The organism is Klebsiella sp. HMSC16C06 (genome assembly GCF_001808325.1).
Taxonomy (GTDB): Bacteria; Pseudomonadota; Gammaproteobacteria; order Enterobacterales; family Enterobacteriaceae; genus Klebsiella; species Klebsiella variicola.
Window position 1 is genome coordinate 330276 of sequence record NZ_KV792988.1, and the last position, 24663, is coordinate 354938.

The following is a 24663-nucleotide window of genomic DNA, read 5'->3' on the forward strand; positions in this document are numbered from 1 at the left end:
TAGCGGGCATGCTGTACCCGGATGTGACGGATTTATCAACGCTGACGGAAGCACAGAAGCAGACGGTGAGTACGCTGGCCACTATTTCAGCGGGAATGGCAGGCGGTCTGGCCGGGGACAGTACGTCATCAGCGGTGGCGGGCGCGCAGGCAGGGAAGAACTCGGTGGAGAATAACTCGCTGAGTAAGAAAGATAAGATCTTCGATATCAACCCGATGCTGAAGATAGGTATTGAAGGGGCTGATGGCGATCCGCTGAAAGGCGGTGGTGGGATTGGTAAATTTACGATTAATAAAGGACAACAGAACAAACACTTACCTGGAACTAATGAGTATAAAATAGCATCGGAAGCAGGTTTGAATAAAAGTATTCTTACTGTCTCACCTGATTTATTTTTACCCAAATTGGGAACTGGTCAGCAGGTAGGTAATACCCCTGTCGGTACCCCTGGTTCTAAGGAACGAATAAACTATGGTCAAAATATTGGAAACTATATTGACCCTCAGACTGGAGTGTCCACACCGACAACAAACGGCATAGTTCACTATGGTAAAAATGGTGTGCATATTGTTCCTGCAAGACCATCAGAGTAACTAAGGAATATATAATGGTTTTATATGATTCAAATGTGTATTTAAAACTTTCAGTGCAAAGAGCTTTATTTGGAAATGTGACTCCTAATATCAGAGCTGTTGTTGCTGAATTATCAGGTAAGAACATTAGCTTACTATTTTATTTTGATGGACAAATTGATGATGATGATAAAGAGCTAGTGTCAGTAATAGAAACTGAAATTATTGCTGATTTTGATGAAGATTTTACTGTTGACACGACGGTTAAGCGTCTTGATCCCCCACAACCGATAAAAAATAAAAATGGTTTACTGATATACATAAGAAAAGAGTAAAAAGAAGATCCCGACGAATTCCGGATCTTCTTTTTAACCGTCATTTTTTCGGCAACCCGTTGACGTTGCTAAGCCCCTACGGTAATTCCTTGGATTAACCAAGGTTCATCCGGCAATGTCAGCGGAGCAGCTTAAAGAGACGCAGACGTACAAAGATGAACAGGCGAAATACGGCACGGGCAGCGATATCCAGCGGGGTATCCAGGCAGCCACGGCAGCGCTTCAGGGGCTGGCGGGCGGTGATATCGCCGGAGCGCTGGCAGGGGTATCGGCGCCGGAGCTGGCGAATCTTATCGGTCACGGTTCAGGGCTGAGTGACGGTGCCGCGGTGGTGGCGCACGCCATCCTGGGCGGTGCGGTGGCGGCGCTGCAGGGCAACAGTACGGCGGCGGGCGCAGCGGGCGCGGCAGCAGGTGAACTGGCCGCGAAGGCAATAGCGGGCATGCTGTACCCGGATGTGACGGATTTGTCCACACTGACGGAAGCACAGAAGCAGATGGTCAGTACGCTGGCCACTGTTTCAGCGGGAATGGCAGGCGGTCTGGCCGGCGACAGTAAGGCGTCAGCGGTGGCGGGCGCGCAGGGCGGGAAGAACGCGGTGGAGAATAACTCGCTGGCGCATGTGCTGGCAGCGATAGAGGCCAACAAGCCGGGAACAGTTGAGTCATGGACAAAAGAGCAGCAGGAGCAAATCAGGGAAGCGTGCAGTGGTGGAACGCCGGTGTCATGCGAAACGGCAGTAGCCGCAATAGGTAGTGCAATGGCATGGCCATTATTACCGGGAGCAGCAGCTACAACCAGCCTGATAGGTGCTGGAGCTAATGCTGGAGTGGGCCTTCTGATTAACGGTGAAGTAAATCCAAATGACGTTATTCTGGGATACTGGACCGGAGCATTCACAGCAGGAACCGGAGTGTGGGGAACGATGGCAGTTAATGCTGGTAGTGGTGCCACATCAAATTATCTCAAAGGTGATGATCCTCTGAAAGGTGGATTGATCAGCGGGGCTGCTTCCGGGCTGGGTTATGGTGCAGGTAAACTGGTTGAATTACCGTTTGATAAAGTCCTTAATCCAATGAAGCCATGGAAAGATTGGATCTGGACAGATGTTGGAATGGGGATATCCAAACCGCTGCCGATTAATCCAGTGCCCGGCGTTGCTGGCAACATAACTGGTTCAGTCACAACAGAATATGGCAATGATCAAGCAGGAAAAACAACGGAGGGGCAGAAATGAAATTTTCACTCTCAAAATGGCTTTTGAGCCTGCTCTACTTAGTGATTGCTTTACCTATTGGAATATTTATTGCAACGGTTGCCACTCAAATTTTAATAAAATTATTTTATTTTAGTACTAGCGGATTGACTGTGGATTTATTATCCATCGATTATGTGAAAATTTTGAAAGGCAGCGTTGTTGGTGGCGTTATTGGAGCTATAGGTTGCTGGTTTGTGTACTACCAGCACTATAGGAAAAACAGACGCAAATAACGCTACCCGAGTGAGTTGTTGTTGAGAATAATTTACTTGGCGGTAGTGAAGATGCGCAGGCGGCATGCTTGCGATGTAAGCATCCCGGCAATCGCACCTGGATCTTCTTTTTAGCCGTCAGCACCTGACCGGCTCGATCACAGCTGTTCCTGTTCCACGCTGACCATCACCGGTGTGTCAGTGCTGAATCCCGCTTCTGCCAGCCAGTTACCGCACGACCTGTGTGAAGCGGACCCCACTCAGAGCCAGGGTGCTTCCACGACGGGAAGTACAGGCGATAGCGTGGTGATTGATCCCGGCTACAATAGCCGGAATAACATGATCATTATCACCGCCCATTGATCTGGCCTGCGACAGAAATATCAAAACAAATACGCGGTTATGAAACGACGGGATTGAGGTCATTGAAATAGTTGGTTGTGACCTGGGACCCGGCAGCGGTGGGGGAGACGTTGCATGATATGCCCAATTATCAGAGCTTAGTAGATTATTGCTGGCGTCAAATGGGGTTGGTGAGCCCTTGCCCTTCATCTTCAAATTTTTTCAGGATGACGTAATGATTAAAGCCTATAATACATATTATACCAGTAAACTTTTATCATTATTGTCCAGCTGATTATTTATGAAATGATGACGTTAATATGCAGCAAATGGAGAGGTTAACATGCTTAAAAAAATGTGCTTAATTGCTTTTACATTAGTTATTGCTGGATGTACCAATACCAGTCATCTTTCAGGTGATGTCCATTCCTCAGCCACGGCTGGACGCGTACAACAAGTTTTTTATGGCCAGCTGGTGTCAGTCAGAGCGGTGCAAATTCAGGCGGGTGATAACAGTAATGCGCTTGGCGCTGTCGCCGGAGGTGTCATTGGTGGTGTAGCGGGAAGTGCCGTCGGTGGCGGTTCAGGCCAAAGACTGGCGACGGCGACTGGCGCTGTTGCGGGAGGTTTAGCTGGTCAGGCGGTTCAGGCAAGAATGAATCTTGTTCAAGGGGTCGAGCTTGAAATACGCTTAGATGATGGAAGAACGTTCATGGTCGTACAACGTCAGGGGCCAACGCGATTCTCGGTAGGGCAACGAGTTGCCATTTCATCCGTAGGTGGGCAAACGACAGTATCCCCGCGCTAATTTTAATAGTTAATAACATAAATACCTAATGCCAGCTACGCTTTAAGGCTGGCATGGTAAAAATGGAATATCTCAAATTTAGGGTGTTTTATGAAAAAACCATCTTATTTTTTAAAGGTAATTTGCCTCTTTTTTTCAGGAACACTTATCGCTGGTTGCTCTGTGTTTATGACGAATATTGGAAACTCGCAAACGATGAATGTCAGTTTTGTTTCAAACCCGCAGACAACCGTTCGATGCCTTAAAACCGGTGCGAAAATTAACGGTTTTATTCTTGATGATAGCCAGTTAACTGATGAGGGTAAGCTTTTCTTAACGAAACAAAATATGAACTCAGCCATTTCGATTATGGTCACGGAAAGTTTAAACGGTACAGGCTTACGGGTTCGTTTTGATAACAGAGATAACATCTTGATCGATGGCTGGAATAAAGCAATCCGATACTGCAGAAGCACGATACCCTAAAAACAAGGATGTCTTTTAAAAGCCGGAATATATCAGGCGTCAAGCCGCTCACCATTCTTATCAGTTTCAGGAAGAGAGGTGAGCTTGAGCGTAACACGCTAATCATGCTGCATGAAAATAAGTAGGCAACGTAGTCAGAAACACGACCATGCGCTGTGAGGCGTGCGAGAGTGCCAGGCTCTGGCCGCAAATCTTTTGCTTGCGGATAGCCTTCTCAGCAGACATATCCTCTCTTTATGATGAGGCCAGCTCGTCGGCCTACGGGAAGGGGACAGACCAAATAACCGCAATCTGATAACAAAAAGTTTAATTTTTTTCCCCGCCGCGCTGACTATAGTTAGGGCACTTTCACTTGCCCAATAAGGTCACGATTATGAAATTAGTTATCGCCTCCGTAATTTCTCTGCTCAGCTTCAGCGCGCTGGCGGCGCCAGAGGGGACGCTCAGCGTACACATTCTTAATCAGCAAACCGGGCTCCCTTCACCGGGGGTGCAGATTGAGCTGGATAAACAGCAGGGGGAGAGTTGGCAGCATATCGCCACCGGTAAAACGGATGCCGATGGGCGGATTAAATCGCTCTATCCGCAGGCGGAGAATATGGAGCCGGGGGTTTATAAAGTGACGTTTAAAACCGGTGACTATTTTAAAAGCCAAAACATGAATACGTTCTTCCCGGTGGTTCCGGTTATTTTCAATGTTACAAAGCAAAATCAAAAACTGCATATCCCGCTGCTGCTCAGTCAGTACGGATACTCTACCTACCGCGGCAGCTGATGACGCAAGCCGCTATCCAGCCAACGCCTGCGCGTCTCCCGCAGGCGTCACGTTTTCCTCACACCACGATGTCCACGCCTAACGCTCGGTCTCTTTCTCTTTAAAGTGTTTAACAGCTTCGTCGTACATCGCCAGCAGGCCGGAAATTTCGCCTTCATATTGCGGCACGCGCTGGGCGCGAACGAGCTCAATCAGCAGCGCATAGGCTGCTTCTTCCGGGGCCGCATGTGGATTGATCAGTCCAGACATATCACCTCCTTAACAGTGGGCTTTTAGCCTACCCCTCGGCGGGAAAACGCAACAGCCTGATATGCAACCAGTACTTCTTATATGGCTCTTGTGAAACCTCAGAGGCGAAGACCTCGGCGGAAATCAATTGAAGGAGGGGTTATCCAGACCACTGGCGTGGCGGTTAGCGGTGCATCTACACCGGCAGCAGGCTCATCATCAGCCAGGCGATGGTAATGCAGATGAGGGTCATCGACAGCACAAAATTCATGGTAGCTCTTCTTCATCCTTTCTTTACTCAGCGTAAATTTTGACAGCGATGATCGCCTTTATCCTTGGCGATTTGTGCCGCTATCCGGCGGTGGGCTGGGGAAAGACGGCCTGTTTCCCCGTGAAGGCCAGTAAAATATCCTCTTTGTCAGGGTTATAGTGATGACATCAATGAATAAGCGGCATCACATTGGTTATGTTGGTCTTTCCGCCTGAAGAATGACTTCAGGTCGCTGATAAGCTTGCTGGGGGACTAACAGGATGAGCACTACACCGTTAACGCTTTCTTTTGCCGGGCAACAACCGCCCATCGCCCTGCCGCAGGTGCCGGGAACGCGGGGGCCGGTGGGAGTCGACATGCGCGGGCTAAATCAGTCCGGATTCTGCAGCTATGACCCCGGCTTCGCCAATACCGCCGGATGCCAGTCGGCGATCTCGTGGATCGATACGGAAAACAGCGTGCTGCTGCACCGCGGCTATCCCGTCGATCAGCTGGCTCGCCAGTGCGATTTTCTCGAAGTGGCCTACATCATGCTGAACGGTGACGCGCCGGATGAGGCCAGCTATCAAACCTTTCGCGAGACCATCACCCGCCATACTCTGGTCCACGAGCAGATAGCCCGCATGTGCAGCGGCTTTCGTCGCGATTCGCACCCGATGGCGCTGATGTGCGCTCTGGTGGGGGCGCTGGCGGCGTTTTATCATGATGTCCTGGATGTGGAAAATCCGCAGCACCGGGCGTTGGCCGCCACCCGGTTATTGTCGAAAATGCCCACCATCGCCGCCATGAGCTACAAGTACACCATTGAACAACCCGCCGCGTATCCGCGCAACGATCTCTCCTATGCCGGAAATTTCCTGCAGATGCTGTTTGCTATCCCGGCCGAGAAGTACGTCCTCAATCCGGTTATCGAGCAGGCGATGAACCAGATCCTGGTGCTCCATGCCGATCACGGGCAGTGCGCCTCGACCACCACGGTGCGTGCGGCGGGCTCTTCCGGGGCAAACTTATTCGCCTGCATCGCCGCCGGGCTGGCATCGCTGTGGGGGCCAATGCATGGTGGCGCCAATGAATCGAGCATGCGAATGCTGGAGGAGATTGAAAGCGTCGATCAGGTTCCGGCGTTTCTGCGCCAGGCGAAGCGCGATCCGCAGGCATTTCGCCGGCTGGGTTTTGGCAACTCGCGCTACCGTCACCGCGATCCGCGCGCCGGGATCCTGCGTGAAACCAGCCATCGGGTACTGGCGGAGGTAGGCATGTCCGACCGTTTGCTGCAGGTGGCGATGGCCCTTGAGGACGTGGCGCTGACCGACCCCTATTTTGTGGACAATGGCCTGTCGCCAAGCGTGGATTTCTATACCGCGGTGATCCTCAAGGCGATGAATCTGCCTTCGTCGATGTTTGCGGTGGTCACCGCGGTCGGTCGGACGGTCGGTTGGGTGGCGCACTGGAACGAGATGCACCAGGCGCCGCTGACCATCTACCGGCCACGGCAGATTTACGTTGGCGAGGGCTATCGGGATTACGTCTCCCGACGCGGCGAGCAGTCTGCTGGCCCAAGGTAATGCGTACGGGCAGGAGGCGCGCGGCGTCTTCCTGCCCAGGCGGGGTGCTACTTAGAGATGCCGGGAGAGCAGATAGTGCTCGACGGCGGTATATTCGGTTAACCGGGTATACAGCGCCAACAGGGCGCTGAGAAAAGCGCCTACCTCACAGGCCTGCGGCCCGGGCGTGGCGAGTAATGGCTGTAGCGTAGCTCTCAGTTGATCAAGGTCAGGCTTCAGCACATACGGTATATGCAGGGTGCTGAGGATGGCTTCAGTCTGCTGGAAATCGTGACGAGATGGCAACGCCTCGTCTGCGCTTAGCCAGCTCAGGATAATCAACATAAGGCGATTTTTAGCGTAGAGATACGATTTCATGGCCTGTCTCCTGTCGGTAGTGGCGTAACACCATCCCCTGAACTTTGTTCATCAGTTCCACGTTATTTTTCACCGCCAGCTTGCTAAGGACGCGTGAACGGTAGTAGTAGACCCGTTTGATCGTGAGCTGCATGGTGCTGGCCACGTGACACAACGGCATTCCCCCCATCAACAGGCTGATTAAAAAAGTTTCCTTACGGGTCAGGTTATAGCTGTCAGGTATGGCGATATAGAGCTTGTCGGCGGGGGGCGACGTCCAGCGCGGAGCGCGGGCAAGCGCCGTACTGAGCCCGGCAAAACTGGTGATGAACTCTGCGCCGAGCACAATGGCGAGGCTGCTTTCGAGATCGCTCAACGGGTAGCCTGATTTGGCAAAAATAAAGATCCGGATCAGGGGATTAAACGATTTTAAACTGAGCGCGACCTGCAGTACTTCGATGCTGACGCTGCTGTAATCAATAAGGATGGTGCTTAACCGGGCTCCGGCATCGGTCGCAAAAAAAGTATAGAACATCTCACTCTGTCCGCTAAACGGGTAACAGAGCATTTCTTTAATATCCAGAGGCTTGCTGTTTGGTTCATTAATATACGCCTTCAGCGCAATATTAAAATATTCTGAATCCGCAATGCAGATCAACATAATGACCTCCTGGCATAAATACGCTGTGCATGCTGTCCTGCCTGATTCGACAATTTACTGTAGAGAATACCCACCTGAAATAACATACTCCCTGCGCTTTCAATCGAGGGGGGAGAACGTGGGAGGAGGTGGTTAATAATGAGGGTGAGATATTTAGATCGCATTTTACGAATGTTGTATGGAAAACAAAAAATAAAAATTATTATTTATTTACAATGAGTTATGTTTTTGCTGTGCGTTTATTTTATTTCTTTTTCAGAGTGGCGTTAAGACTTTTCTATAAAAAGTAGAAATGGTCCTGGTGGCGAATTTGAATAATAAACGATGAAGTGAGTAGGATGTCAGTGCAGGGAAGGGATTAAAAGATAACAGGCTAATCCAATGGACTGAGCATTAATAAATTGTACGTATAAAGTACGCCAGGGTATTTCCTGAACGATTCTCCATAAGCGTGGTGATGAGGAGTGAATATGAAAAAATACAGCAATGGAATGGCATCTTTCGTGGTGATGATGATGCTTTCTCCGGTAGCGGCGCAGGCTGCTGATGGCAAAGTCACCTTTAATGGTGAAGTCATCGAAAATACTTGTACGGTAGTGAATAAAGACAAGACGGTGACCCTGCCGACGGTCCAGCGTTCAGCGCTTAGCAGCGCGGGTGAGACGGCGGGCGTGGTTCCCTTCACCATCGATCTGACGAGCTGCACCCCAGGGGCTGATGTCTCGGTGTACTTCGAGAAAGATCAATACGTTTCCACGGAGGGCCGACTAAAAAATACCCTGTCTGACGGCACGGAAGCAGAAAACGTCGATGTGGAACTGCTGAACACCCGGTTTACGCCGATTAACCTCGCGGAGAGCCCGGCGGTCGCTGCGGACGGCACCATTGCTCGCCCGGACGTGATCCCGGTGGCGGTGGCTGAGCAGGATGGTTCCGCCTCGCTACCTTTCTATGCCCGCTACTATGCGACCGACGCCGCTTCGGCTGGAAAAGTCGCTACCTACGTCAACTTTACGGTGGTCTATCCGTAAACCCTGTCCACGGCCCCGCTCAGGGGCCGTTTATCCACCCGGCAAGGAGGAGGTGAATATGCGGCGTATGGTTCTGGCATGGCTGCTGTCCTGCATTTTACCCTCGGCGGACGCCAGCATGGTTATTGACGGCACACGGATTATTTTTTCCGGCGACAAAAAAGAGATCGCCGTCCGGGCCACCAATATGGGGGAGACCCCCTCTCTGACGCAGGTCTGGGTCGACGATGGCCGCGTGCAAAATCAACCGGAAAAAGATTCGGCGCCGTTTATTGTGCTGCCGCCGATTGTGCGTATCGAGCCGGGAAAGGGCCAAAGCTGGCGCCTGGTGTTCAACGGCAGCCGTCTGCCGCAGGATCGGGAGTCGCTGTTCTGGTTTAATCTGCTGGACATCCCGCCTGAGCCGAAAAACGGCACGGCAATCAATTACCTCCAGCTCGCGATACGGTCGCGTATCAAGCTGTTTTACCGTCCGGCAGGCGTGGCGGCGGAAAAAATGGCGCCGGAGAATGCCCTGCGCTGGGCGCTGACTCCCACGGGCAATGGGCTGCGGGTGAGCAATGCCTCATCGCGCTATATCACCATCGACAGCATCACCCTTAACGGACAAAAACAGTCCGCTGGCATGGTCGCCCCTTTTTCCTCGCTGGAGATCGCGCTTAAAGGGGTCGCGCTGCGTACGCTGCCGGAGAAATTCAGCTTCACCACCATCAATGATTACGGCGCGGTAGTGAATCATAATTATCCTCAGTAAGGACATTATTATGAAACTCAGGGAGATCAAGTTTGGGTTGATGCTGCTCCTTCCCTGGCAGGAGGCATGGGCGGCAGAGGCGTTTAGTTTTAACCGCGCCCATTTGCACGGCGCCGCGCAGGTTGATCTCCAGAAATATCAATACGGTAATCCGCTGCACGCCGGACAGTATCGCAGCACGCTCTCGGTGAATGGCCGGGACCTGGCGGAAGAAACGTTTGTTATCCAGGAACACGATGGCCAGCTTGAGCCCTGCATCTCGCCCTCGCTGTTCGACGCCCTGCAGCTGAAGGACGCCCAGTGGCCGGCGGCGGCCACCTGCCTGCGCTTTTCGCAGATCAATAAGGCGATCGGCTGGGAGTATGACAGCGGGGAAAACGTCCTGCGGGTGAATATGCCCCAGGCGCTACTGCAACCCCATTATCGGGGGGCGGTGAACCTGAAGAAGGTGGATAGCGGCGTGCCCGCCGCGGTGCTGCGCTATCAGGCCAACAGCTATCAGAGCATCGTCGACGGGGATAGCAGCAGCCATCATTACCTCGGGCTGGATGCCAGCCTGCGCGCCTTTGGCTGGCGTTTACATCACCAGTCCAGCTACCAGGCGCAGGAGGGGAATACACACTGGGATAGCATTGCCACCTGGGCTGAGAGAAGTGTCGTGAACTGGGCGTCCACGTTACGGCTGGGTCAGGGATGGACCGACGGAACCTTCTTTGACAGCGTCAGTTTTATCGGCGGCAGGCTGGCTACCGATGTGCGCATGCTGCCGGGCTCCCGCCGCGGCTTTGCGCCGTCGGTTAGCGGCGTGGCGCGCACCAATGCCCGCGTGACGGTCACCCAGAACGGCGCCCTGTTGTACGAGGCCACGGTTCCGCCGGGCAAATTCACCTTTAACGATCTCTATCCCACCAACGCCGGCGGCGATTTACAGGTAACGATCCATGAGGCGGACGGCAGTCAGGAGACCTTTACTGTGCCGTACGCCGCGCTGCCTGGCCTGGTGCGGGCAGGCGCGGTCTACTATGACCTGTCGCTGGGCTATCTGGATGAGGACGGGATCGCCGGGCGGCCGGGATTTGGCGAAGCCACGGTGCAGTACGGCTTCAATGACTATGTCAGCGGCTATTCCGGCGCCAACGCGACGACGGATTATTACTCGACGCTGGTCGGCAGCGCCTTCAATACCTACTGGGGGGCGCTGGCGGTCGATCTTTCCCGTTCTGCGGCGAAGGGTAGGGAACGCGGCTGGCAGGAGGGGTATCGCTGGCGGGTATCCGCATCAAAATCCTTCGCGTCCGATACGCGGATGCTGGTCTCGATGAGCCACAGCAACGACGGCAACTATCGTTCCATTCGCGACGCCGTCCGGGAGCACGACCGTTACCCTAACGACTGGCGGGAGATGACCCGCTACAGCGCGACGTTGTCTCAGCAGGCCGGCAGCGGCAGCCTGTCGTTTAACGGAATCTGGAGTGAGGATGTCCGCCACCACCGCTGGCGCTCCTATCAGCTGGGGTACGCCAACCGCTATGGCCAGCTCAATTACTACCTGTACGCCCAGCAGAGTCAGGATATTCATCACCGCAATAATCAGGTGGTGGGCGTCTCCTTTTCGCTGCCGTTCGGGCAGGCGGGCAGCCTGACTACCCGCTTTAACCATGATAAGAACTACGGCAGCCAGCTGCAGTCCAGCTATACCGGCAGCGCTGGCGAGAAAAATGCCTTTAGCTATGGCCTGACCGCCAGCTACGACATGCCGCGGGAGAACCCGCACGAGGCCAGCGTTGGGGGCAACGGTAGCCTGCGTACGGATTATGCGTACCTGAATGCCAGCGCCAGCGCCGGTCGCCACCAGCAGCAGTACTCGCTGGGGGCATCGGGCGTCCTGGTGGCGCATCAGGGCGGAATGACCGCCACCCCCGAACTGGGGGAAACCTTCGCCATTGTGGAAGCGCCCGGCGCGGCGGGCGCTCGGGTGGCAAACCGCCTCGGACAGCCGATAAACCGCCAGGGTTTTACGATCATCCCTTACCTCGATCCCTTTACCGATAACTGGCTGGATCTCGATCCGCAGGGTCTGAACGACCATGTGGAGATTGTCTCCAGCAGCACGACGGTGGTGCCCGATTCGGGCGCGGCGGTGAAGGTCAAATTTGTCACGCGTACCGGCTATCCCTGGTTTGCCCATGTCACGCTGCCGGATGGCGCGGCGCCCCCGCTGGGCGCGGAGGTGTTTGACGACAGCGGTCGGGCGGTTGGCGCCGTCGGTCAGGGCGGGCTGCTGTATGCCCGGGTGCCGCAGGCCGACGGCAGCGTCTCGGTAGTATGGGGCGAACGCAGCGGGCAACGCTGCCGGTTGGCCTATGCCATCCGCGGCGACGCGGCGCAACAGGTTAGCCGCGGTACGCCGCATCAGGTCTGCCGGCCGGGAATAAAGGAGAAGTAATATGAAAAAAATCATCGCATCAGGGGTACCGCTTCTGCTGGCCGGCGGATACTGCGCCTCGCTGTCGGCAGCGTGCCAGATGGTCAGTGGCAAAACTATCGAGTATTCAGTGAACGTCAGCCAGGCCAGTATCAACCTTGACGTCAGCAATCGCCCCATCGGCTCCCTGCTATACAGCTACGGAGGGATGATTATCACTAATAACGAACGCTGGGAGATCGCCTGCAGCGGCAGCGAGCCCGGCGGGTTTCAGAGCATCGGCGGCTCACGGGTCGGCCCGGCGGGAGACGGCAAGCCCGGGGATATCTACAGCATCGACCGCCTGCCGGGCATTGGTTACAGCTTCCAGATGGGGGAACAGGATGGCATTAATTTCGATCCCCTGTTCACGGCCTGGCCCTCAGCGCCGGTATTTTCCGGCCAGCGCGCATTTCAGGCGGAAAATAAAAAACCGACCATCTATTTCTGGCGGATTGCCGATAACGGCGGTCTACCGCCGCCGGGCGAGTATTGCCTTAACGATTACCTTGGCGATATTTATCTTGGCGGAGTACAGGCGATGCGCTTTAGCGTCAGTGGGCTCTGTATTCAGGTCAAATCACCCACCTGCAAGATTACTGACGACAGTAAAAACATTAACGTCTTCCTCGGGCGGCATAACAAAACCGCGTTTACCGGGCTCAACAGCACCACCGCCCCGGTTCCTTTTAACATCAACCTGACGAACTGTGAAAATGTCGGCAGCGTGTTTATGCAGTTTAACGCGACGGTGGACAGCGCTGTCGCCGCCAACGAGGTGATTAAAATCGATGACCAACCTGAAGGCGCATCCGGACTTGGCGTGCAAATCCTCAGCGCCGGCGGCGCGCTGGTGCCGCTAAACCAGGTGAGCCAGGTCTGGTCCGGGAATAAAGGCAGTCAGACGAACTATCGTTTATCCTATCAGGCCCGCTATATCCAGACGCAGCCCGCAGTGACTGCGGGCGAGGCGAACGCCAGCGCGACCTTCGTGGTGACTTATAACTGATCGGCCTGACGGCGTGGCGTCGTCAGGCATGCGCCAGTAAAGGAAACATCAACTTCCTGTCTTTAAACAGGTTTTCCTTCTGGTCATAGACGAAGAGGATATCTTCTCCCTCTATTTTCTCATACTCGCCGAGCCGGTCTTCATTAGGGGTAAAACCGAGGATGGCCTGGTAAACATGGTCATCGGCCAGTTCGTTGACCAGCGTCGACAGGCTCTTACCCTCCTCGCAGAAGAGGTCAAAGCAGATCAGCACCGGACCGTTTTGCATGGCGATGACCACTGCCTCATTTTTTGCCGAGTAATAAACAAAATGCTTCATAAAGGCTGAGCAGTAAAACATCAGCAGGCCAAAGTTATGCTCCACCCGCAGCGGTGAGAACGGGTTGGATTTTTCATAGTAATGGCGGAGCAGGGCGACATCGTCAGCGCTGTCCATATCCAGTTTACGAAAATCACCGGCTCGCGGGGAAACCGGCATAATATATTGATGCTCTTCGCTGCGGGTGAAGCCAAATTTGGGGTAAAAATCCACCGTGGTGGGATTGGCGAATAAAAAGAAGGCGTCCGCCTCCTGCTGCCAGTCCTGCAGGATGTGATGGATAAGCTGGCCGGCTAATCCCTTATTACGGTGGTCCGGTTCGGTCATCACGGTGCCAATCTGAATATAACGCCGGGGCTCGCCCTGCCAGCGCAGGTCGATGATATTGGCCGAAGCGTTAGCGATAACTTTATTGCGTTCGACAAAGGCGTAGGGGATATAGGCGTCGGTCCAGTAACCTTGCTGATACCACTCTTCAAAAGACAGATCAAAAGTCTTAACGGCAAGGTCAATGAAGCTTTTTCTTAATGGGCTATTTTCTCTGACTTGCTTCACTAATTGATAATTCATTGTCATAGTTCCTTCTCACTATGGCTTCTGAAAGCGGCGACGTCGGCAAAGGCACTTGCGTCGAATGAGCGCTGTAAACGTAGCATATCTGGGAAAAGGATCCGCAATGTCGATGCTTAACCTTTGCCCCAGTCACAAATAACCGCATGCTGGCCATATCAGACCGGGCTGAACGGCCTGTTTGCGTTTGCTATCGCCATAATAGAGCGTGAGTAAACGAGGCACTGGTCGAGAGGCTGAGGCAAATGTACTGGCGATTTTATCGACAATCGGCCGCGCCGTAGAGGTTAGGTTTATTTATTTATGCATTAAACAGGAAATTTTACGCGATCTGCCTAATAATAGAGTAGCCGTCATCGCAAGGGCTGAAATTACTCAAGAAGCGACGTATAATAACGCCCTTTGTGTCTGAGTATTACCGCACGAATTGGAAAAATATAACATGCAGGATCCGCTACTTTATTTCGCGGTTTTTGCTCAGCTATTATTGAGTGAATTAACAGGATTACTATGTCAAATTTACCCAAATTTTCCCGCGCGCTTTTGCACCCGCGTTACTGGCTGTTGTGGCTGGGAATTGGCTTTTTGTGGCTGCTGGTGCAATTACCGTATCCGGTGATCTACCGTCTGGGAACGGCGCTTGGGCGGCTGGCAATGCGGGTGATGAAAAGCCGCGCGCGGATTGCCAGACGTAATCTTGAACTCTGCTTTCCCGAGATGAGCGCCGCCGACCGCGAGGCGCTGCTGGTGAAAAACTTTGAATCGCTGGGCATGGGGCTGATGGAGACCGGCATGGCCTGGTTCTGGCCGACGCACCGGGTGGCGCGCTGGACCGAGACCAGCGGCGTTAACGAGGTGGTGGAGCTTCTGGAACAAAAGCAGGGCATCTTACTGATCGGTATTCATTTTCTGACCCTCGAAATGGGGGCGCGAATGTATGGCATGTTTACCCCGGGCATTGGCGTCTACCGGCCCAATGATAACCCGCTGATTGACTGGCTGCAGACCTGGGGACGCTTGCGTTCGAACAAGACCATGCTGGATCGAAAAAATCTGAAAGGGATGGTCAGGGCGCTGAAAGAGGGGGAGATCCTCTGGTACGCGCCAGATCACGATTACGGCCCGGCCAGCAGCGTTTTTGCCCCGCTGTTTGCCGTCGAGCAGGCGGCGACCACCACCGGCACCTGGATGCTGGCGAAAATGTCCGGGGCGACGATTGTGCCGTTTGTTCCGCGGCGCAAGCCCAACGGCATGGGGTATGAATTGATCTCTCTGACGCCAGAGCGCACGCCGCCGCTGGCGAGCGCCGAGGTCACGGCGGCCTGGATGAATCAGATTATCGAACAGTGCATCCTGATGGCGCCCGAGCAATATATGTGGCTGCACCGGCGTTTTAAGACTCGCCCGGAAGGGGTACCGCCGCGTTACTGAACGCTTCGGCCGAAAAATAAGCGCATCGGTAGCACGCTCAGTAAATCGCCGTCTATACTGAAAGAGCCTGACTGAAGGCTAATTCCAAGGAGATTGCAGGATGAAAAAAGTGATAGTCGCGTTAGCCCTTTCCGCCGTTGCATTTGGCGCGTCCGCCGCACAGTTGATCACCAAAGAAGAAGTGAAACACTTCAAACTGACCAAGGTTGGACCGATCTCGGTAGGGCCGTCCGGTGGCGAGTTCTCTTCACCTTCCGATCTGCACGATCAGCTCTCTAAGCTGGCCGATGAGAAAGGCGGAAAATATTACGTGATTACCGCCGCGCGCGAGCATGGTCCAAACTTCGAAGCCACAGCGGAAGTGTATAAATAACCTTTTTAAAAGCGTGCCGTAGCGGCGCGCGACGCATTGAGCCTGGAGCGCGTTAAGCCTCCGGGCTCATTTTTTTTCTGCCATCGGAATTGCCTTAGGCAATTGCGGCAGCGGAAATGCATTTTTATCGCTATATATAAATTTCATGATCACGATGTTAATGAATTATTGCTTTTTATTGTTGATAAAAAGCCAATTCTGACCTAATGCCTGAGGGAGTGACCCCTGGCAAAAATAGGTAGGACAAATGTGTTATCATCGCGCCTTTCCCTTTTTGTCTGGGGCTTTCTTGTATGCTACAACCTGTTGTTCGCGTCGGTGAATGGCTGGTAACCCCCTCTGTAAACCAAATCAGCAGGAAGGGGCGCCAGCTTACCCTTGAACCGCGTTTAATCGATCTTCTGGTCTTTTTTGCCCGCCATCCGGGGGAAGTGCTTAGCCGGGACGAGCTTATCGAAAACGTCTGGACCCGGAACGTTGTGACCAGCCACGTCGTCACGCAGAGTATTTCCGAACTGCGCAAGTCGCTCAAAGACGGCGACGACGTTAGCCTTGAGTACATCGCGACGGTACCCAAACGGGGGTATAAGCTCACGGTGCCGGTGATCTGGTGCACCGAGGAGGGGGAGGAACTCGCCCCGCAGATGGAGGCGCTGACGCCTTCGTCGTCGACCGCTATTCCCGTGCCACCGGCTGCCGGTGGGCCACCAGAAGCCCCCGACTCCTCCGCCGATCTTACCGCGCCGGTGACAGCGCCAGCGGCGGCTCCCGCTGTCGCCAGCGCGCCATCGGCCCGCAAACGCCTCACCACCGCCCTGGTGTGGGGGCTGTTCCTGTTGGCGCTGGGCACCTGTGTGGCGCTGGTGGCGCTGTCGAGCATGGAGTCGCGGCCGCCGGTCAACAAGGCGCGCCTGCTGCTCAATCCGCGCGATATCGATATCCACCTGGTCAATGGTAACTCCTGCGCCAACTGGTCGTCGCAGCACTCCTACGCGGTCGGCCTGGCCAGCCTGATCACCACCTCGCTGAACACCTTCTCGACCTTTATGGTGCATGACAAAACGGACTACAACATCAATGAGCCGAGCAGCTCCGGGAAAACGCTGACCATTGAGTTCGTCAATCAGCGCCACTATCGGGCGCAGCAGTGCTTTATGTCGGTCCAGCTGGTGGATAACGCCGACAGCTCGACGATGCTGGATAAACGCTACTTTGTGACCAACGACAACCAGCTGACCATTCAGAACGATCTGATGAACAGCCTGTCGGATGCCCTGACGCAACCGTGGCCGGCGCGGATGCAGGCGATGCTCAGGCAATATCAGCCCTCGCAGAGCGTGGCGTTAACCTATTTCTACCAGTCGCATCAGCTGTTAATGAAGGGCGATGTTGATTCATTAAGTAAAGCCAGTAGCCTGCTGGATGATGTGATTAAGCGGGCGCCGGATTTTATTTACGCCTATGCCGAAAAAACGCTGGTGGATGTATTACGCCATTCGCAGCAGCCGCTGGACGATAAACAGCTAGCTGCCCTCTACAGTGAGGTTGAGCGGGTAGGGGAGATGCCGGGTATTAAAGACATGGCGATTTATTATCAAATAAAAGCGGTAGATTCGTTGGGTAAGGGTAAAGTCGACGAAGCGAATACCGCGATTAACAGTGCGATTGATTTAGAGATGTCGTGGCTGAATTATGTGCTGTTAGGCAAAGTCTATGAGATGAAAGGAGAGAACCGACTGGCTGCCGATTCTTACATCACCGCGTTTAATTTACGGCCCGGCGGGGATACCCTGTACTGGATTGAAAACGGTGTTTTCCAGACATCAGTTAATCGGGTGGTACCGTATCTCGACAATTTCCTCTCTTCAGAATAAGTAAACCCTCATCATGCGCAAGGTTTTGGGCATGATGAGGTTAAATTTATGTTTCTCATGAAGCCTCTGGTTGTTATTTGTATTTAGCATTCAGGAGGCTTTGAATAACACTTCAGTAACACTCACCTCCCACTCTAACTCCATGTAACTAAACGATGTTTATCTTTTTCTGACACCCTGTTGTCATGTTTATATGTTAAGCGAAAAAGGTCAAAATATCATTTGTCTGATGTTTGTTGTTATTTCACTTTATCTTTAGGACTTATCTCGTACAAATCAGTAATCTTGTTGGCAGTTGGTCGGGTCAATTAATGGTTCTGTATCATGATCTGTACCTCCCAAATAAACTTAGGAGAAAAACAACCATGAGTTCTGCCAAGAAGATCGGGCTATTTGCCTGTACCGGTGTCGTCGCCGGTAATATGATGGGGAGCGGTATTGCATTATTACCTGCGAACCTGGCCAGCATCGGTGGTATTGCCATTTGGGGCTGGGTAATTTCAATTATTGGTGCGATGTCTCTGGCTTATGTTTATGCCCGACTGGCCACTAAGAACCCGCAACAGGGTGGTCCAATTGCCTACGCCGGGGAAATATCTCCCGCATTCGGTTTCCAGACCGGTGTGCTTTATTATCATGCAAACTGGATTGGTAACCTGGCCATCGGGATTACCGCAGTTTCTTATCTCTCTACGTTCTTCCCAATTTTAAATAACCCGGTGCCAGCAGGTATTGCCTGTATTGCCATCGTGTGGATCTTTACTTTCGTTAATATGCTCGGCGGGACCTGGGTCAGCCGTCTGACCACTATTGGTCTGGTACTGGTGCTTATTCCAGTGGTCATGACCGCGGTTGTCGGCTGGCACTGGTTTGATGTCGCCACCTATCAGGCGAACTGGAACACCTCCAGCACCACCGATAGCCACGCGGTCATTAAAAGTATCCTGCTCTGCCTGTGGGCCTTCGTTGGCGTCGAATCCGCCGCCGTGAGTACCGGGATGGTAAAAAACCCGAAACGTACCGTCCCGCTGGCTACCATGCTGGGTACTGCGATGGCCGGTATCGTCTATATCGCCGCGACTCAGGTTATCGCCGGTATGTATCCTGCTTCTCAGATGGCCGCGTCCGGTGCGCCGTTCGCGATTAGCGCCTCTACCATTCTCGGCGGCTGGGCTGCTCCGATGGTTTCCGCTTTCACTGCCTTCGCTTGCCTGACTTCTCTGGGCTCGTGGATGATGCTGGTTGGCCAGGCCGGTGTACGTGCCGCCAACGACGGTAACTTCCCGAAAGTGTATGGCGAAGTCGATAGCAACGGTATCCCGAAAAAAGGCCTGCTGCTGGCGGCGGTGAAAATGACCGCGCTGATGGTGCTGATCACCCTGATGAACTCCGCCGGTGGTAAAGCTTCTGACCTGTTCGGCGAACTGACCGGTATCGCGGTACTGCTGACCATGCTGCCTTACTTCTACTCCTGTGTTGACCTGATTCGTTTCGAAGGCATCAACATTCGTAACTTCGTTAGCCTGATTTGTTCGGTACTGGGTTGCGTGTTCTGCTTCATCGCGCTGATGGGCGCAAGCTCCTTCGAACTGGCCGGCACCTTTATCGTTAGCCTGATTATCCTGATGTTCTACGGTCGCAAAATGCACCAGCGCCAGAACAACGCAACGGATAACAACAGCCCCGCTAACGCGCACTAATCAGTAACCCTTTTTCCTGAGGCTCCTTCCATCACCTGTCATCACGCGACGGGAGGGGCTTTCTACATCTGGAGATTTGACTATGAACGTTATTGCAATCATGAATCACATGGGTGTTTACTTCAAAGAAGAACCCATCCGTGAACTGCATCGTGCTCTCGAACGCCTGGACTTCCGTATTGTCTACCCGAACGACCGTGACGACTTATTAAAACTTATCGAAAACAACTCTCGTCTGTGCGGCGTGATCTTCGACTGGGATAAATACAATCTCGAACTGTGCGAAGAAATCAGCAAAATGAACGAGTACATGCCGCTGTACGCGTTCGCTAACACCTACTCGACTCTGGACGTTAGCCTGAACGATCTGCGCATGCAGGTTCGCTTCTTCGAATATGCGCTGGGCGCTGCGGAAGATATCGCGAACAAAATCAAACAGAACACTGATGAATACATCGATACCATTCTGCCGCCGCTGACCAAAGCGCTGTTCAAATATGTCCGTGAAGGTAAATACACCTTCTGCACCCCAGGCCACATGGGCGGTACCGCGTTCCAGAAAAGCCCGGTAGGCAGCATCTTCTATGATTTCTTTGGCCCGAATACCATGAAATCCGATATCTCCATTTCGGTTTCTGAACTGGGTTCTCTGCTGGACCACAGCGGCCCGCACAAAGAAGCGGAAGAGTATATCGCTCGCGTCTTTAACGCTGAACGCAGCTACATGGTGACCAACGGTACCTCTACTGCTAACAAAATCGTCGGCATGTACTCCGCGCCGGCCGGCAGCACCGTGCTGATTGACCGTAACTGCCACAAATCGCTGACTCACCTGATGATGATGAGCGACATTACGCCGATCTACTTCCGTCCGACCCGTAACGCCTACGGTATCCTCGGCGGTATCCCGCAGAGCGAATTCCAGCACGCAACTATCGCCAAGCGTGTGAAAGAGACGCCGAACGCGACCTGGCCGGTACACGCGGTGATCACCAACTCAACCTATGATGGTCTGCTGTATAACACCGACTTCATCAAGAAAACCCTGGATGTGAAATCCATCCACTTTGACTCCGCATGGGTCCCTTACACCAACTTCTCGCCGATCTATGAAGGCAAATGCGGGATGAGCGGCGGCCGCGTCGAAGGGAAAGTGATCTACGAAACCCAGTCCACGCACAAACTGCTGGCGGCATTCTCCCAGGCGTCGATGATCCACGTGAAAGGCGACGTAAACGAAGAGACCTTCAACGAAGCCTACATGATGCACACCACCACTTCCCCGCACTACGGGATCGTGGCGTCCACCGAAACCGCGGCGGCGATGATGAAGGGTAACGCCGGTAAGCGTCTGATCGACGGCTCTATTGAACGTTCCATCAAGTTCCGTAAAGAGATCAAACGTCTGAAAGGCGAGTCTGACGGCTGGTTCTTCGACGTTTGGCAGCCGGAGCATATCGATGGCGCTGAATGCTGGCCGCTGCGTTCCGACAGTGCATGGCACGGTTTCAAAAACATCGATAACGAGCACATGTACCTCGACCCGATCAAAGTCACGCTGCTGACGCCGGGGATGAAGAAAGACGGCACCATGGATGACTTCGGTATTCCGGCGAGCATCGTGGCGAAATATCTCGACGAACACGGCATCGTGGTGGAGAAAACCGGTCCGTACAACCTGCTGTTCCTGTTCAGCATCGGTATCGACAAAACCAAAGCGCTGAGCCTGCTGCGTGCGCTGACCGACTTCAAACGCGCGTTCGACCTGAACCTGCGGGTGAAAAACATGCTGCCGTCGCTGTACCGTGAAGATCCTGAATTCTATGAAAACATGCGTATTCAGGACCTGGCGCAGAACATTCACAAACTGATTGAGCATCACAACCTGCCGGACCTGATGTTCCGCGCGTTTGAAGTGCTGCCATCGATGGTGATGACCCCGTATGCCGCGTTCCAGAAAGAGCTGCACGGTCAGACTGAAGAGGTTTATCTCGAAGAGATGGTCGGCCGCGTCAACGCCAACATGATCCTGCCGTATCCTCCGGGAGTGCCGCTGGTGATGCCGGGTGAAATGATCACCGAAGAAAGCCGCCCGGTGCTGGAGTTCCTGCAGATGCTGTGCGAAATCGGCGCCCACTACCCGGGCTTCGAAACCGATATCCACGGCGCCTATCGTCAGGCGGATGGTCGTTACACCGTTAAAGTGCTGAAAGAAGAAAACAACAAGTAATAGACGCACACCAGGGAAGTGGCTTGCCACTTCCCTTTTTTCACGCTGCAAGGAGAACCTATGAAAACACCCTCACAGCCGCGCGCGATTTACTACATCGTTGCGATCCAGATCTGGGAGTACTTCAGCTTTTACGGCATGCGTGCCTTACTCATCCTTTATCTCACCCACCAGCTTGGCTTTGACGACAGCCATGCCATCAGTCTGTTCAGCGCCTACGCATCTTTAGTTTACGTTACCCCTATTCTCGGCGGCTGGCTTGCCGACCGCCTGCTCGGCAACCGCACGGCGGTGATTGCCGGGGCGCTGTTAATGACCCTCGGCCACGTGGTGCTGGGCGTCGAGTCGACCTCCGCATGGAGTCTGTACGTCGCGCTGGCGATCATCATCTGCGGCTACGGCCTGTTCAAATCCAATATCAGCTGCCTGCTCGGCGAACTGTACGCTCACGACGACCCGCGTCGCGACGGCGGTTTCTCGCTGCTGTACGCCGCCGGCAACGTCGGGTCGATCGCCGCGCCCATCGCCTGCGGACTGGCGGCGCAGTGGTACGGCTGGCATATCGGCTTTGCGCTGGCGGGGATCGGCATGTTTATCGGCCTGATGATTTTCTTAAGCGGCAGCCGCCATTTCCGGCATACCCGCGGCGTCGATAAACCGGCGCTGCGGGCAGTGAAATTTGTGCTGCCGACCTGGGGCTGGCTGCTGGTGATGCTGTGTCTGGCGCCGGTGTTCTTCACGCTGCTGCTGCAAAACAACTGGTCCGGCTATCTGCTGGCGCTCGTCTGCCTGTTCGCCGCCCAGATGGTGGCGCGGATCATGATCAAAGCCCCGGAGCATCGTCGCGCGCTGTGGCAGATCGTCCTGCTGATGCTCGCCGGAACGCTGTTCTGGGTGCTGGCGCAGCAGGGCGGGAGCTCGATTAGCCTGTTTATCGACCACTTCGTCAATCGTCGCCTGCTGAACTGGGACGTGCCAACCGCGCTGTTCCAGTCGGTCAACGCGGTGGCGGTGATGGCGGCCGGCGTGGTGCTGGCGTGGCTGATGCGCCCGGAAGGCAGCGTGCGTTCGGTGCTGCGCGTCTGGCTGAAATTCGCTTTCGGCCTGCTGCTGATGGGCGGCGGCTTTATGCTGCTGGCGCTCAATGCCCGCCACGGCGCGGCTGACGGCCAGGCCTCGATGGGCATGATGGTCGCCGGGCTGGCGATGATGGGCTTTGCCGAACTGTTTATCGACCCGGTGGCGATGGCGCAAATCACCCGTCTGAACATGCCCGGCGTCACCGGGGTGTTGACCGGGATCTATATGCTGGCCACTGGCGCGGTCGCCAACTGGCTGGCGGGCGTGGTGGCGCAGCAAACCACCGAATCGCAAATTAGCGACACGGCGATTGCTGCCTATCAACATTTCTTCTCGCAGATGGGCGAATGGACCCTCGGCTGCGTGGCGGTGATGGTCGTTATCGCCTTTGCCGCGGCCTGTAGTGTGGGCAAACGCCGTGCGGCTGCCGGTGAAGTTACCGGCGGCGGCGCCTGACGCTCGTCCCGGCTGGTGGCGTAAACGCCTTATCCGGGCCGCTATTCGTAGCCCCGATAAGCGCAGCGCGACCGGGGGCATGACATCAACAGCGGAGCGCGAAGTCGCTCCTTGCACAGCTTAGTGAATAGGAGGAGGATATTCTGGCATGCGCGGAGGCCAACGATAAAAAATACCGTTACTGAAGCCATAGCTGAGTGAGATCAGCTTGGAGTGAATCCAGGATCGTTAAGATTGTGCTCTGGTGTCTTTCCAGAGACAGGCCGCGCGGAAGGGTGACCTGGTTCAATTTATCGAAGCTAGTTTGAAAGCAAGGTTATGAGGAATCCATATGTCTGAACAACAAGCACAAGGTGCCGATGAGGCCATTGACCTTAATAATGAACTGAAAACTCGTCGCGAAAAACTGGCTGCACTGCGTGAGCAGGGCGTAGCCTTCCCCAACGACTTCCGTCGCGATCATACCTCTGACCAATTGCATGCTGAATTCGATGCGAAGGATAACGATGAACTCGCTTCCCTGAACGTTGAAGTTGCGGTGGCTGGCCGGATGATGACCCGCCGCGTGATGGGCAAAGCCTCTTTCGTCACTCTTCAGGACGTCGGCGGCCGCATTCAGCTGTACGTGGCGCGCGATGACCTGCCGGAAGGCGTCTACAACGAACAGTTTAAAAAATGGGACCTCGGCGATATCATCGCCGCCCGCGGCAAGCTGTTCAAAACGCAAACCGGCGAACTCTCTATTCACTGCACCGAGCTGCGTCTGCTGACCAAAGCCCTGCGCCCGCTGCCGGATAAATTCCACGGCCTGCAGGATCAGGAAGTCCGCTATCGCCAGCGCTATCTGGATCTGATCGCCAACGAAGAGTCACGTCATACGTTCCGTATCCGTTCGCAGATCCTCGCGACCATGCGCCAGTTCATGGTGGCTCGCGGCTTTATGGAAGTCGAAACCCCGATGATGCAGGTGATCCCTGGCGGGGCGTCCGCCCGTCCGTTCATCACCCATCACAACGCGCTGGATCTGGATATGTACCTGCGCATCGCGCCGGAACTGTATCTGAAACGTCTGGTGGTCGGCGGTTTTGAACGCGTGTTTGAAATCAACCGCAACTTCCGTAACGAAGGGATCTCGGTACGCCATAACCCAGAGTTCACCATGATGGAACTGTATATGGCGTATGCGGACTACAAAGACCTGATCGAACTGACCGAGTCGTTGTTCCGCACCCTGGCGCAGACGGTGCTGGGCAAAACCGAAGTGCCATATGGCGACCAGGTGTTTGATTTCGGTAAGCCGTTTGAAAAACTGACCATGCGCGAAGCAATCAAGAAACACCGTCCGGAAACCAACATGGCGGATCTGGATAACTTCGACGCGGCGAAAGCGCTGGCGGAATCTCTCGGTATTCAGGTAGAGAAAAGCTGGGGTCTGGGACGTATCGTCACCGAAATCTTTGACGAAGTGGCGGAAGCGCATCTGATTCAGCCAACCTTCATCACCGAATATCCGGCGGAAGTTTCTCCGCTGGCGCGCCGTAACG

At 54.1% G+C, this 24663-nt stretch carries 24 protein-coding genes and 2 pseudogenes; 21 read left to right on the plus strand and 5 right to left on the minus strand.

The window, feature by feature from the left end; genetic code table 11:
- From HMPREF3142_RS29830 to HMPREF3142_RS06350, 4 genes and pseudogenes are all read left to right on the plus strand, one after another.
- Positions 1–593, plus strand: a 593-nt coding sequence (locus HMPREF3142_RS29830) for a VENN motif pre-toxin domain-containing protein (protein ID WP_176747609.1), incomplete at its 5' end; no start/stop codon positions are given.
- 14 nt (positions 594–607) lie between these two features.
- Positions 608–907, plus strand: coding sequence for a hypothetical protein (locus tag HMPREF3142_RS06340; RefSeq protein WP_032105472.1), 300 nt, complete (start codon positions 608–610; stop codon positions 905–907).
- A 127-nt stretch (positions 908–1034) separates the two neighbouring features.
- A pseudogene (locus HMPREF3142_RS30190) lies at positions 1035–1526 on the plus strand (VENN motif pre-toxin domain-containing protein); the annotation flags it as partial.
- A gap of 614 nt (positions 1527–2140) precedes the next feature.
- Positions 2141–2398, plus strand: coding sequence for a hypothetical protein (locus HMPREF3142_RS06350; RefSeq protein ID WP_023297152.1), 258 nt, complete (start codon positions 2141–2143; stop codon positions 2396–2398).
- A gap of 137 nt (positions 2399–2535) precedes the next feature.
- Here HMPREF3142_RS06350 and HMPREF3142_RS30195 read toward each other — a convergent pair whose 3' ends face one another.
- Positions 2536–2601 carry a type I toxin-antitoxin system SymE family toxin gene (locus tag HMPREF3142_RS30195; protein ID WP_223170017.1) on the minus strand — a complete coding sequence of 22 codons (66 nt, stop codon included), beginning with the start codon at positions 2599–2601 and terminating at the stop codon, positions 2536–2538.
- On the opposite strand from HMPREF3142_RS30195, the gene HMPREF3142_RS29835 reads away from it, so the two are divergent.
- The 4 genes from HMPREF3142_RS29835 to uraH all read left to right on the plus strand — a co-directional run bounded on the left by HMPREF3142_RS29835 (position 2579) and on the right by uraH (position 4767).
- A complete protein-coding gene (locus HMPREF3142_RS29835; protein WP_224275149.1) occupies positions 2579–2740 on the plus strand; it encodes a hypothetical protein in 162 nt (53 codons plus the stop codon). The genes HMPREF3142_RS30195 and HMPREF3142_RS29835 overlap by 23 nt on opposite strands.
- 322 nt (positions 2741–3062) lie before the next feature.
- On the plus strand, positions 3063–3527 hold the full coding sequence (locus HMPREF3142_RS27500; RefSeq protein WP_071787335.1) for an outer membrane lipoprotein: 465 nt from the start codon (positions 3063–3065) through the stop codon (positions 3525–3527).
- 90 nt (positions 3528–3617) lie between these two features.
- The gene (locus HMPREF3142_RS06355) at positions 3618–3992 is read left to right on the plus strand and encodes a hypothetical protein (protein ID WP_128205980.1); all 375 of its coding nucleotides are present in this window, start codon (positions 3618–3620) and stop codon (positions 3990–3992) included.
- Between the two features lie 373 nt (positions 3993–4365).
- Entirely contained in the window at positions 4366–4767 is a 402-nt protein-coding gene (gene uraH, locus HMPREF3142_RS06360) for a hydroxyisourate hydrolase (protein WP_008805473.1), read from the plus strand.
- Between the two features lie 78 nt (positions 4768–4845).
- Here uraH and HMPREF3142_RS06365 read toward each other — a convergent pair whose 3' ends face one another.
- Positions 4846–5016 carry a hypothetical protein gene (locus HMPREF3142_RS06365; RefSeq protein ID WP_002892370.1) on the minus strand — a complete coding sequence of 57 codons (171 nt, stop codon included), beginning with the start codon at positions 5014–5016 and terminating at the stop codon, positions 4846–4848.
- A 324-nt stretch (positions 5017–5340) separates the two neighbouring features.
- On the opposite strand from HMPREF3142_RS06365, the pseudogene HMPREF3142_RS29325 reads away from it, so the two are divergent.
- Both HMPREF3142_RS29325 and HMPREF3142_RS06370 read left to right on the plus strand, forming a co-directional pair.
- Positions 5341–5481 (plus strand): annotated as a pseudogene (locus tag HMPREF3142_RS29325) (hypothetical protein).
- A gap of 45 nt (positions 5482–5526) precedes the next feature.
- Positions 5527–6831 carry a citrate synthase gene (locus HMPREF3142_RS06370; protein ID WP_012968792.1) on the plus strand — a complete coding sequence of 435 codons (1305 nt, stop codon included), beginning with the start codon at positions 5527–5529 and terminating at the stop codon, positions 6829–6831.
- A 51-nt stretch (positions 6832–6882) separates the two neighbouring features.
- Here HMPREF3142_RS06370 and HMPREF3142_RS06375 read toward each other — a convergent pair whose 3' ends face one another.
- Both HMPREF3142_RS06375 and HMPREF3142_RS06380 read right to left on the minus strand, forming a co-directional pair.
- A complete protein-coding gene (locus HMPREF3142_RS06375) occupies positions 6883–7188 on the minus strand; it encodes a hypothetical protein (RefSeq protein ID WP_070611853.1) in 306 nt (101 codons plus the stop codon).
- Complete coding sequence (locus HMPREF3142_RS06380; protein ID WP_012968790.1) at positions 7166–7828, minus strand: LuxR C-terminal-related transcriptional regulator; 663 nt, start codon at positions 7826–7828, stop codon at positions 7166–7168. The genes HMPREF3142_RS06375 and HMPREF3142_RS06380 overlap by 23 nt, the downstream gene beginning before the upstream one ends.
- A gap of 470 nt (positions 7829–8298) precedes the next feature.
- On the opposite strand from HMPREF3142_RS06380, the gene HMPREF3142_RS06385 reads away from it, so the two are divergent.
- Genes HMPREF3142_RS06385 through HMPREF3142_RS06400 form a run of 4 tightly spaced genes read left to right on the plus strand, consistent with a single transcriptional unit; the run spans position 8299 to position 13086 of the window.
- Positions 8299–8859 carry a fimbrial protein gene (locus HMPREF3142_RS06385; protein WP_048267611.1) on the plus strand — a complete coding sequence of 187 codons (561 nt, stop codon included), beginning with the start codon at positions 8299–8301 and terminating at the stop codon, positions 8857–8859.
- Positions 8860–8917: 58 nt separating this feature from the next.
- A complete protein-coding gene (locus tag HMPREF3142_RS06390; protein WP_070611855.1) occupies positions 8918–9613 on the plus strand; it encodes a fimbrial biogenesis chaperone in 696 nt (231 codons plus the stop codon).
- A gap of 10 nt (positions 9614–9623) precedes the next feature.
- Positions 9624–12059, plus strand: a complete 2436-nt coding sequence (locus HMPREF3142_RS06395; protein WP_070611857.1) for a fimbria/pilus outer membrane usher protein — start codon at positions 9624–9626, stop codon at positions 12057–12059.
- Position 12060: 1 nt separating this feature from the next.
- On the plus strand, positions 12061–13086 hold the full coding sequence (locus HMPREF3142_RS06400; RefSeq protein ID WP_008805480.1) for a fimbrial protein: 1026 nt from the start codon (positions 12061–12063) through the stop codon (positions 13084–13086).
- A 22-nt stretch (positions 13087–13108) separates the two neighbouring features.
- Here the strand turns inward: HMPREF3142_RS06400 and HMPREF3142_RS06405 are convergent, their stop codons facing one another.
- A complete protein-coding gene (locus HMPREF3142_RS06405) occupies positions 13109–13975 on the minus strand; it encodes a GNAT family N-acetyltransferase (protein WP_012542565.1) in 867 nt (288 codons plus the stop codon).
- Positions 13976–14485: 510 nt separating this feature from the next.
- On the opposite strand from HMPREF3142_RS06405, the gene HMPREF3142_RS06410 reads away from it, so the two are divergent.
- The 7 genes from HMPREF3142_RS06410 to lysS all read left to right on the plus strand — a co-directional run.
- Positions 14486–15406 carry a Kdo(2)-lipid IV(A) acyltransferase gene (locus tag HMPREF3142_RS06410; protein ID WP_008805482.1) on the plus strand — a complete coding sequence of 307 codons (921 nt, stop codon included), beginning with the start codon at positions 14486–14488 and terminating at the stop codon, positions 15404–15406.
- Positions 15407–15506: 100 nt separating this feature from the next.
- Positions 15507–15779, plus strand: a complete 273-nt coding sequence (locus tag HMPREF3142_RS06415) for a YdgH/BhsA/McbA family protein (RefSeq protein WP_002892402.1) — start codon at positions 15507–15509, stop codon at positions 15777–15779.
- 293 nt (positions 15780–16072) lie between these two features.
- Positions 16073–17653 (plus strand): lysine decarboxylation/transport transcriptional activator CadC, encoded by a 1581-nt coding sequence (gene cadC / locus HMPREF3142_RS06420; protein ID WP_022064709.1) that lies wholly within the window; start codon positions 16073–16075, stop codon positions 17651–17653.
- 365 nt (positions 17654–18018) lie between these two features.
- A complete protein-coding gene (gene cadB / locus HMPREF3142_RS06425; RefSeq protein ID WP_008805484.1) occupies positions 18019–19353 on the plus strand; it encodes a cadaverine/lysine antiporter in 1335 nt (444 codons plus the stop codon).
- A gap of 82 nt (positions 19354–19435) precedes the next feature.
- Positions 19436–21583 carry a lysine decarboxylase CadA gene (gene cadA / locus HMPREF3142_RS06430; protein WP_022064710.1) on the plus strand — a complete coding sequence of 716 codons (2148 nt, stop codon included), beginning with the start codon at positions 19436–19438 and terminating at the stop codon, positions 21581–21583.
- A gap of 60 nt (positions 21584–21643) precedes the next feature.
- On the plus strand, positions 21644–23119 hold the full coding sequence (gene dtpD / locus HMPREF3142_RS06435) for a dipeptide permease DtpD (RefSeq protein ID WP_040973735.1): 1476 nt from the start codon (positions 21644–21646) through the stop codon (positions 23117–23119).
- Positions 23120–23450: 331 nt separating this feature from the next.
- Positions 23451–24663 (plus strand): lysine--tRNA ligase (lysS, locus tag HMPREF3142_RS06440; protein ID WP_228706470.1); only part of this gene is annotated, 1213 nt, incomplete at its 3' end.